Below are 382 nucleotides of genomic sequence, written 5' to 3'. Positions count from 1 at the left end.
CTTCCGCAGAAAAATCAGATAGCAAATGGTGAAACTGATAAACAAAACCTATGTCCTGGTTACGTACTCTGGCCTGTTTATTGGCGCTCATGCCATTAAGTTTCTGGCCTTTAAAGTACACATCTCCTGCCGTAGGCGCATCCAGCGCACCCAGTAAATGCAGCAAGGTGCTTTTGCCCGATCCCGATGACCCTACAATCGCCACCAGTTCCCCGGCTTCTATTTGCAGGCTGATATCATTCAGCACCTGGGTTTCCAATTGGGCTTCACGGTACACCTTGCTCAAATGCTGGCATACCAATAACGAATCACTCATAACGCAAGGCCTCAGCAGGACGGACAGCCGCCGCCCGATAAGAAGGGAAAAGGGTCGCCAGTAAAC

1 protein-coding gene is annotated in these 382 nt (G+C 50.3%); it reads right to left on the bottom strand.

All coding sequences use genetic code 11. The features are described from left to right. Window positions 1–316 (bottom strand): ATP-binding cassette domain-containing protein (locus ACYP03_RS24570; RefSeq protein ID WP_459782460.1); only part of this gene is annotated, 316 nt, incomplete at its 3' end. Window positions 317–382: the final 66 nt, after the last annotated feature.

The organism is Photobacterium sp. R1 (assembly GCF_054600795.1).
The sequence above is the reverse complement of the archived record's forward strand: the minus strand, read 5'-3'. Positions and strand labels throughout refer to the sequence as shown.